This is a genomic window from Calothrix sp. CBUCES-K 9914 (assembly GCF_059640475.1).
The window spans coordinates 1-10,205 of record NZ_JBXXZH010000295.1 but is presented as its reverse complement, the minus strand read 5'-3'; the positions used below and the strand labels follow the sequence as shown (position 1 = coordinate 10,205).

The 10,205-nt window shown below is 37.4% G+C and carries 6 protein-coding genes; 5 read left to right on the top strand and 1 reads right to left on the bottom strand.

The features are described 5' to 3' along the window. From AC2JBO_RS38505 to AC2JBO_RS38495, 3 genes are all read left to right on the top strand, one after another. The coding region (locus AC2JBO_RS38505) for a hypothetical protein (RefSeq protein ID WP_496958911.1) at positions 1 to 577 on the top strand (577 nt) is incomplete at its 5' end. 626 nt (positions 578 to 1,203) lie between these two features. Continuing rightward, a complete protein-coding gene (locus AC2JBO_RS38500; protein WP_496958910.1) occupies positions 1,204 to 2,088 on the top strand; it encodes a hypothetical protein in 885 nt (294 codons plus the stop codon). 24 nt (positions 2,089 to 2,112) lie between these two features. Further along, positions 2,113 to 5,934 carry a caspase family protein gene (locus AC2JBO_RS38495; RefSeq protein ID WP_496958909.1) on the top strand — a complete coding sequence of 1,274 codons (3,822 nt, stop codon included), beginning with the start codon at positions 2,113 to 2,115 and terminating at the stop codon, positions 5,932 to 5,934. A gap of 256 nt (positions 5,935 to 6,190) precedes the next feature. On the opposite strand, the gene AC2JBO_RS38490 is transcribed toward AC2JBO_RS38495, so the two are convergent. Then, on the bottom strand, positions 6,191 to 7,123 hold the full coding sequence (locus AC2JBO_RS38490; protein WP_496958908.1) for a flagellar assembly protein H: 933 nt from the start codon (positions 7,121 to 7,123) through the stop codon (positions 6,191 to 6,193). Positions 7,124 to 8,232: 1,109 nt separating this feature from the next. On the opposite strand from AC2JBO_RS38490, the gene AC2JBO_RS38485 reads away from it, so the two are divergent. Both AC2JBO_RS38485 and AC2JBO_RS38480 read left to right on the top strand, forming a co-directional pair. After that, a complete protein-coding gene (locus AC2JBO_RS38485; protein WP_496958907.1) occupies positions 8,233 to 9,699 on the top strand; it encodes a protein kinase domain-containing protein in 1,467 nt (488 codons plus the stop codon). Between the two features lie 230 nt (positions 9,700 to 9,929). Then, positions 9,930 to 10,205, top strand: a 276-nt coding sequence (locus tag AC2JBO_RS38480) for a hypothetical protein (protein ID WP_496958906.1), incomplete at its 3' end; no start/stop codon positions are given.

Genomic DNA, 10,205 nt, shown 5'->3' with positions numbered 1-10,205 from the left:
GTCCTGTAAGATACAAAGGTACATTATTGTACTAACAACGGTCTTCTGTGACAGTTTTGATAGTACAATAATGTTAAAAAATTTTACAAAATCTTCATTCTACATTTGTATATGTGCTAAAATAACAACTTTTTTACTAGTTCAGACTGTTACGGCTTCCGAGGCGCCAACAAAAAAGAGTCAGGCGCCGTCAAATTCAGAAGTACAGAAGTATTTTCTTAACCAAGTAAAAACATACCCTGCAAATAATAATTTGCCAACAGTTAGTTTAATAACGATGCAGGATGCTATCAAGAACTCAGGTTATATGCGAATATTAGAAGCAAAACTAACTACTTATGGAGAGTTTGCAGCACAAACAGGACAGTATAAAACAATGTATTCAAATAACCGCATGATATGGATGATTAGTGGCTTTGTTCCAGGCGAATTCAGACCAGCGCGAGGTAGAATGACCTGCATTGATGATGCTAAAATTGTAGAAGTGATTGATGCAGAAACAGGCGACAGTTTTGGTAGAAGTATATATTGTCCACCAGAGAACGAAAGAAGTTCTATGCCGTCATTATCACGATAAAACGAACGCCCTTGGCTATTGATCCCTTATTCGATACAGGAAGTAGGGGATCAAAATTGTATCAACCAACTTTAACGCCACTAACGTGCGACATCTTAGTAGCAATAGCAAGTTCGGTAATGGCTTCTTTTTCTCCTAAGTTAAATATTACCGTCACAAATAATTAAGGCATAGCGACACTCCAAACCCACTGTTTGTCCAATATTTTTCAAGCAATTGAGCATTGTCATTAATTCTTTATTTGCGTACTTTGCGTACTTTGCGGTTCGTTTTTCTACACACTAAAATTATTCACACAGACCACTACTAGTCTGTGTCATTAAATTTGGTCGGCTCACGGCGTCTCGCCTGACAAGAGCGCACATCTGGGACAGATATGCTACGGGGATAATAGGTAGGCGCCAAACAACCAAGGTATGTAACGAAAAGTAAATTTAGTAAAAAATCAAATTCGTGGTTTAAAAGTGCATAAAGTGATTTTGGTGGCATCTATATATTAAAAAGAAAGCTTGCTAAGTTCCGTATACGTTAAATGGAGGTTTGAATTGTGACAGATAGCTACGACACCCCGTCTTTACATCAGTAACAAGGTATCTAAAATTACAATAAGTTAATGTAAAATACTTATGGCTCAAGATTTTAGGAAAATATTGTTGGCAGTTGCACTTCTAGCAACGTGTACAACTGGCTGTGCGTCTACAGATGATTATAAAAAGTTTGCTGAAGCTGGAAATAATTTTGCTAAAGCTAATAACACTTTATTAGATATTGCTGAAGATATAGCAGTTAATACCACTTCTGAAAGGGTTTTAAGTCAGAGAATTGGTCAAGGGGTTCAACCGACCGAAGATATTAAAATTTTCACTAAGCGCTACGAAGATAATTTCTCTAAATCAGATATAGAACGTCTTGAACTTATCAAGGAGCTTCGTAAGCACAATCAATTGTTGTTTACGTACTTTAATAAACTTATCGATTTAGCTGATTCTGACTCTTCTGCTCGAACTAAAACTGCAGTTGAAAGTATCGCTGGTCAGTTACAAGCTAGTGGAAACAAACTGATAAGTTTTAACAAAATTGGTAAGCTGCCATCTGTGACTAAGATAGTTCTTGATGCTCGAATTCGTGGCACCATTAGAGATGAGTTAGAAAAGCGTAAAGATACTATTTATCGAGAAATAACGATACAAAAAGAGTTATTATATTTTCTTAGTGAATCAATGGAGCAGGATGTTAAATTAACGCGGCAATTTCAAGAAGCTCGTCTTGTGATACAGCCTTTGTTTGTACCATCCGACAAGATTGAGCAGGATAAGTGGATACAAACAAGAAATAGGGTAATGAAACAAGACTCTGGAGTAATATTAACAATTAATCAAGCAAGTGAAAGTTTAGAAGAATTCAGAGACACGTTTATTGCTTCCGTAGAGGGAGAAAAAACTAGTAAGCGTATTGATAAGTTTATGAAAGAGACTAATTCGTTTTCAGAGCTTGTTCTTAACAATCAATAGTTATTTATCAGGAGCATTTATACCATGTCTATTAATTCAGAAGCAGATGTTAAAGCACTTTTGGCGAAGTTAAGAGAAATTGACTTAAAACTTAACAAGCCAAGTATGCTAGTTGCAATGCCAAGTGAAACTAGCGCGCAAAGAAATGATTTTAACGAAGCGCGCGCGAAAATTGCTAGGCAAATTAGCGAAATTGAGAATAGAAGCATTGAGCAATTATTAGCAAGTTTAAATTCAAATGAAGATTCACTTAAAAAGGGAATAGATAATTTAAACAACGAAATTGAAACAGCTGATAATATAGCTAAAGTGACAGAGGCAATTGATAGCGTTCTTAGAGTCGTTAACGCTGTGTTGAGTGTAGGACGAGAAATCAAGAGAAGAAGTATATACGCTTTGCTTGTTGGTATTGATAATTATCCCAACCCAAGTCATCGTCTTAAAGGTTGTGTAAATGATATTAAGAAAATTGAAGAGTATCTAAACGAACGGTTTGATAATAAAGAATATCAACTGAAGTTACTAATACTCAAAGACGAGCAAGCAACCCGTGAAGCAGTTATTAATGGTTTCCGTAACCATCTTTGTCAAGCACAAAAAGATGATGTAGTTTTATTCTACTATAGTGGTCATGGTTCTCAGGAACCAGCGCCCTCTGAATTTTGGGAGTTAGAACCAGATCATCTAGATGAAACTTTGGTATGCTACGACAGTCGTACTGAAAACGGTTGGGACTTGGCAGATAAGGAGTTGGCGAAACTAATTTCGGAAGTGCCAGAAGGCGCCCATATTACCATTATTATGGATTGTTGCCACTCTGGTTCCGGTACTAAAGACCCATCAGAAAGAGTTCTTGAACGTCGCTTAGATGCAGACAAGCGCGCGCGTCCATTAGATAGCTTTATTTTCTCCCTCGACGATTTAAACGAACTATCAAATACGCGCGACCCCGATAAACATCCTGATAAACATTTGAGTGGGTGGAACACACCGTCTGGTCGTCATATTCTTTTAGCAGCTTGTCAAAACTACGAAACAGCAAAGGAATATCCAGGCGAAAATCGGGGTTATTTCTCTTATTATTTGATGGATACACTTTCTAAAGCTAGCGGAAACCTGACTTATCGAGATTTGTTTGGACGTGTAAATGCCATTGTCCGCAGTGCAATGTTAAATCAGTCTCCGCAATTGGAAGTAAATAACACCTCGGATAGTAACAAATTTTTCCTCGATGGTGCAATCGCCGAAACTGCTCCGTATTTTATTGTTCAACATGATCAAACTTATGGTTGGGTAATTGAAGGTGGTGCTGTTCACGGAATACAACCACCCAAAAATAACGAAACCACTTTACTGCTTCTGTTTCCCTTCGGTGCAACAATTGAGGATACGCGCGACCCTTCAAAATCTGTGGGTACAGCAAAAGTTACGACTGTATTGCCAAATAAGAGCAAGATAGATATCGAAGGAGTGCAAGACCTAACTAATGATAGTACCTTTAAAGCAGTTGTTGCCAGTTTACCATTACCGCCGTTAGGAGTATACTTTGAAGGAGATGAAATAGGTGTAATTCTAGCAGTCGAAAAATTAAAAACAGCCGGACTTGATGGTAAACCTTCCGCTTATATACGCACGGAACAAGAAATTAGCAAAGCCGATTTTCGTCTATTGTGTCGCGATAACCAGTATATAATAACTAGAGCGGTAGATGATCGACCTTTAGTAGCTCAAATTGATGGTTATACGGAAGACAACGCAAATAAAGCAATTAAACGCTTAGAACATATTGCTCGGTGGACAACAATTGCCCAACTTTCAAATACTGCGGCAAATTGGATTAAACCATTGGATGTAAAGATGGAATTTATCTTTGCTGATAAGAACTTATCCCAAGAAAACTCTATGCGTTTGGCATATAAATATGAGGAGCAGAAGTGGCAACAACCAGAATTTAAACTGAAACTCACCAACACATCTAAGAAACCACTTTACTGCGCTTTAGTTGATCTTTCAGATAGTTTTTCTATTAGTACACCATTTTTTGAGTCAGGTAGCATTATGTTGCAACCTGGAGAAGAAGCTTATGCTTTAGATGGAGAACGGTTACAACTATCCGTCCCAGATGAGTATTGGGAACTAGGAATTACTGAGTACAAAGATATTATCAAATTGATTGTAAGTAACGATGAATTTGATGCTAGATTGCTAAATCAAGAGCAACTTGATGCTCCAAGACCGATATTAAGAAATATGGAATCTTCAAGTCAAAGTAGTCTTGAACGATTGATGGAGCGCACTCAAAATCGTGAAATTACAGCCAAAAGTAATGGCGCCAAAGTTGACGATTGGTACACAGAGGAAATTATAATTACTACAGTTCGTCCTTTGGATTCTACCCCTGTTTCTAAGGAACAACCACAACAAGTAGGAATAGGTGTAAAGTTACAACCCCATCCTAGCTTGACAGCAAATGTTCGCCTTACAACCACGCCACAAGTTAGCCGAGATGTGGGTAATAAAATTGTACCTCCTATCTTGCGGGAAAATCCAGAAATTATTCAACCCTTCCAATTTACTCCCAGTCGCGGTACAGACCCAGGATTAAATGTACTGGAACTGAGCGATGTTACAGACTATGAAGTTGTGACAGAAGAGGCGCCTCTAAAATTATTAGTTGATGCACAATTAGCAGAAAATGAATACCTACTTCCTTACGGTTATGATGGTGAATTTTTCTTGCCATTAGGTTACGGTCAAACAACTCCAAATGGCTTAGTAGAAATTAATTTAGAAAGATTACCGGCGCCCGTTAGCGAGGGAGAACGTAGCGTGCAAGGTTCGATTAAAATCTTCTTTCAAAAAGTAATTAGCCAGGGTTTGGGGAGAGAATTTAAGTACCCTATTTTAGCAGTTGCTGAAGTCACAGAGGACGAGAAAGTAACTTATATGCGGGATGAGAATTATATCAAGCAGAAGGTAGCGCAAGCAAAACGAATTGCCGTCTATATCCACGGAATTGTGGGCGATACAGAAAGTTTAGTATCCACAATTAAACAACCTGTTCTAAAATCTAATGGGCAATCTAATGAACAAAAGGTTATCAGCGAATTTTATGATGTAATTCTCACCTTTGATTACGAAAATCTGAACACGAAAATTGAGCAGAACGCCCAATATTTAAAACAACGACTAACAGATGTAGGTTTATCGGAAAACCACGGTAAGCAACTACACATTATCGCTCATTCAATGGGTGGTTTGATATCTCGATGGTTTATTGAGCGAGAAAAAGGTAACAAAGTTGTCCAACACCTAATTATGTTAGGTACACCAAATGCAGGTTCTCCTTGGTCTGTGGCAGAAGATTGGGTAAAATTGACTCTAGCTATTGCACTTAATGGTCTTTCTACAGTTGTTTATCCTGCAAAAGTGATAGCTATGTTAATGGGTACTTTGGAAAAAAATATTCGGGTAGCTATGGCTGAAATGAACCCAAATTCTGATTTTATCCATAATCTCGCAGCAAGTGAAGACCCAGGCATTCCTTATTCAATTATCGCTGGTAATACTTCTATTATTCCCGCAGCCTTGAAGCAACAGGCAGGTCAAGAATCCATAATACAACGATTGCAACAACGTTTGTTTAATAAGGTTGTGGAATTACCCTTCTTTGGCATACCTAATGATATTGCGGTGAAAGTGGACAGCATTACGAGTATTCCAAAGGGACGCGCATTTCCTCCTAGCATTCAAGAAGTACCTTGCGACCATCTTAGTTACTTTTTGAGTACACCTATTACTGTTGGGTTAGAAGCTTTGGCTGCTGCTATTAAGTCATCGAGATAAGGGTTGGATATATGGGGCGCTCCGGGATGCCCGCTCCACAAGAGTAACAATATCAAGTAATCAAATTAACCAGTCATTTTCAGTTCTTGATTTAGGAGAATAGTTGCAGGCGCCACGTTGAAAGCGGCGCCTAATATTAAGATGATATAGCATTCCTAAATCATTTGTAAAATCCGCATGTGTAGAGACGCGATATATCGCGTCTCTACATTTTACAATTTTTTATAAATCATCTAGGACTGCTATATTACAGTGGCTATGCTTGATTAAAGCGACTAATTAACTCTTCACGAGATAATTGTAAAAGTAAACGAGTATATTCTTCGGTAGGTTGCGCTAAAAGTGATGGAATAATATTTATTAACTCAGCGTCAAGTGTACCAAAGCGCGCTTTAAGCAAATTCTCGACTACGATGCGTTGACCTTGCTCGATACCACGCTCGATACCACGCTCGATACCACGCTCGATACCACGCTCTAATCCTCGACGTTCCGTAGCTTCTTCCCATTCGGCATATGCTTTTGATACTATCATCATGAACTCCGCATCTTCATCGTTTTCCGGTTTTAATCCTATAGTAACTTTCCATCCTGATAATAGACGCAGCGCAGCATTACGTCGTTTATCATTTTTGGGCAAAGCCAGAATTTCGTCTATTGCTTCCCCTTGCACTGTTTGCCGACCAAAAAGTCTTAACCATCTTGTTTCTGCTTCTTTACGCAGTAGATTTACTGATATGAACCTTCTATGATCACCATCTGCGCTAAAATATACACCATTAACCCAGCCATCAGCCGGTTGGGCACGGTAATAATCAAGAAGTTTTTCTGAAGCAGAAGGTGTAATTATCCATAGCTTCGGTAGTTCTTCTTCAGTTGCTTTCCGTTCATCACGCTTTGCCTCACGTCTACATTCCTTACGAGTCGCAAGTAACTTATATGAACAACTCTCGACTTCTTCATATGTTGGTTGGTTACGGAAAGGTTCTATTAAACACGGTGTAGAAGCTATGCGACGCAGTAGACCCAGAGATTCAGGTATTTGCTCTGGTTTGGCTGTAGGTATGAAATATATATCTACGAAAGTCGATTCACCTGGCACTTCGTCGTTAATTTTAATTTGACCATATGGACTCAAGAATTCTTCAAAGAACTGTTTTGAAAATTGGTCGAACGGATTTTTTGTCATTCTTATACCCTGTATTGATTTACGTGTTATGTGAAATGCAGCTTCAAGTTGGCGCCCAGTTCAAAAAAGCGCTGTTTTTACTTATATATTTTTTAGACTTCATGTTCTTTGTCGAATGATTGTACTAACTATATCTCGTATTAATCAGTATTTTTCTATTTTCACAAAAAATTTATCAAACAAATTTCATGTCATCGCGCGTGTAGGGACGTTGGTATAAAAAACACACTCATTACACACTTTGATTTTATAAAATAGCGTTTTTTTTGCTATAAATACGTATCTGTATAAAAATAAGGTAACAATATGTACTGTTTTTAGCGAAAATATATTTTATTACTTCGGCACCTGAAAAATCGTATAGCTTCTAGATTTTGGCGCCTTCTTTACAGTAAAAGTAATAAAGAATTGAGAGAAGCATTACAAGTGTTTGGACGTAATTAACCAGAGATTTCACAATTTATCTTTGCCAGAAAATACTTTGTTGTAATGCAGAAAAATTAAGTAAGTCGGCGCCATACGAAGTATCAGTTAATTCAACGAATGTTACTGGCACACAAATTCAACAGTGGATAGAAGTTTGTATTCAAGCATTAAAACAGTATCCAAATACTATTTTACCTCAGTTTTCACTGGAAGCATTACAATCAAAAGGGTTTGAAGTTAAATCTAAACCAACAAAATCAATTTAAGAACTCAGTTAGAAATAAAAACTATTGTTAATTTAGTTGAAACATATCTTAACTCTTCAAACGCAACTACTAGGAAATAATTTAGCTTGTATAGATATTACAGCAACGAGAATATTGCCGTTCAATACTTAAAATATATATAAGTGTAAGAAGAACTGGTTTATGCACTACGTCAAAAAAAATGCTGCATTGACATAAAAATTAGCCTAAAGTCTAACTTATTTTCCCCCGCTTTATATTAAAATTTTGATTGATTGTTTAGGGGGCTTGCCTATAAATATGCTAAGAATATGAGTTTACGTATCGTAATTAAAACAACGATTAACCGTATCAACCCGGATTAAGTATACTAATCGGCGGTTGTGTTAGATGTTGTAAGATTAAAAAATAATTTACTTTTATTTATGGTTGAATGAAATGCTTGCTGGTCATACTCTCCGCAATCGTTATAAAATTCTAAAGCCCTTGGGAAGTGGTAGCTTTGGAATTACTTATTTGGCTGAAGATTTAGATTTGCCAGACCATCCTCTATGTGTTGTAAAGAATCTTCGGCAAAGCCATAGTCCAGAAGAGTTAGAAGCTATTATTGCTTTTTTTAACAAGGAAGCAAAAGCTTTGTATCGTTTAGGTCGTGAGTGTAGTCAAATTCCACAGCTTTTTGCTCACTTTGAAGAAGGGGGTAAATTTTATTTAGTACAGGAGTATGTTGATGGACACGATTTGAGTAAAGAAATATTCTTTGGCAATAAGTTAAGCGAAGCTAAGGTAACGCAACTTTTGAAAGACATTTTAGAAGTATTAACTATTGTTCATGATCAGAATATTATACATCGAGACATCAAAGCACAAAATTTAATGCGCCGTAATCGTGACGGCAAGATAGTGTTGATAGATTTTGGAACTGTCAAGGAAATTAGCCAACTCAAAGGCAATCCTCAAGAGCTAACCAATATGACTATTGTTATTGGTACTGCTGGCTACATGCCTAACGAGCAGTTAAATGGATATCCTAAGTTGTCCAGCGATATTTATGCTGTGGGGATGTTGGGAATTTATGCTTTAACTGGAGTTCGACCGCAGGAACTACCGAAAGACCCTAACACTTTTGAAGTAATTTGGCGAGATCAGGTTTCTGTAAGTCCCTTTTTGGCAAATGTGTTAGATAAAATGGTGCGTTCTAACTTTAAGGAACGCTATCAAAGCGCGCGTGAAGCGTTGCAAGCACTAACAACACCATCAGAGTCTGTACCACCACCGCCTTTAGTATCAAATGTTTCACGACCACGGCAGCAAAATAATCGGAAACTTTTGATTGGCGCCGGACTTGCAGCAAGTATACTTTGTGCAGTGGGTTTTTTATCTATAACTTTTTTGAGACAACGCACAACTAATACCGAAGTATGCCCAAAGATACCTGCACTGTCTACTTCAACGAAGTCACCGAACTGGGAAAGGGGCGGTATAAAATATTATGGAGAACTAAAAGATGATCAACCTAACGGTTGTGGAGTTATGACTTTTGCAAGTGGTTTAGGTGGCAGTAAATCTTATGAAGGGAGATTCTCTAACGGTAAGTTTTCTGGTGAAGGAACCTTGATTTATTACAATGGTGATAAATATGAAGGTGAATTTAAGGAAAATTTATTTCATGGTAAAGGAACCTTGCGTCTTGCAAATGGAACTGTTTATCAAGGTCAATTTAATAATCATAAATACGAAGGTATCGGTAACTTATTTTATACAAATGGCTGCCGATATGAAGGCGAATTTAAGAATAATAAGCCGAATGGTCAAGGAACTTGCATACCTTTACGTGGCTCACCTAAAACTGGAATTTGGCGGCAAGGTAAAATTGAAGGAGAAAGTAATCTGTGCTGTTCTTGATTGCGTATAAAATAATACAAGCAAATACAACGATTTGAGCGCATTTCATTAGATAATATTGAAATTAGCAATCATTGATACTTAAAATTATTTGCTTTTTAGGTCAATGTATTGCGGTAGAGCATTTGTATTAATTTTAATCAAATTTTGTATATTTTAATTTTTAAATAGGATAACAAGTTATTCTTAAACGAAGAATCATAATATTTACACAATAGTAAGACTAAGCAATGAATCAAAAATTATTATTTATCAAACTGATTTTGCTGCTTTCTAAAACTTCTTTAGTCGCTATTAGCAGTGTCTTTATTGCTTTAGCTCCATATTTACAAGTGTCTTTAGCCCAACCGTCACAAACAACCCCACCCGCACCAGCAGATACAACCCCACCCGCACCAGCAGATACAACCCCACCCGCACCAGCAGATACAACCCCACCTGCACCAGCAGATCAAAAACCAACTACCCCTCCAGCAGATCAAAAACCAACTACCCCTCCAGCAGAT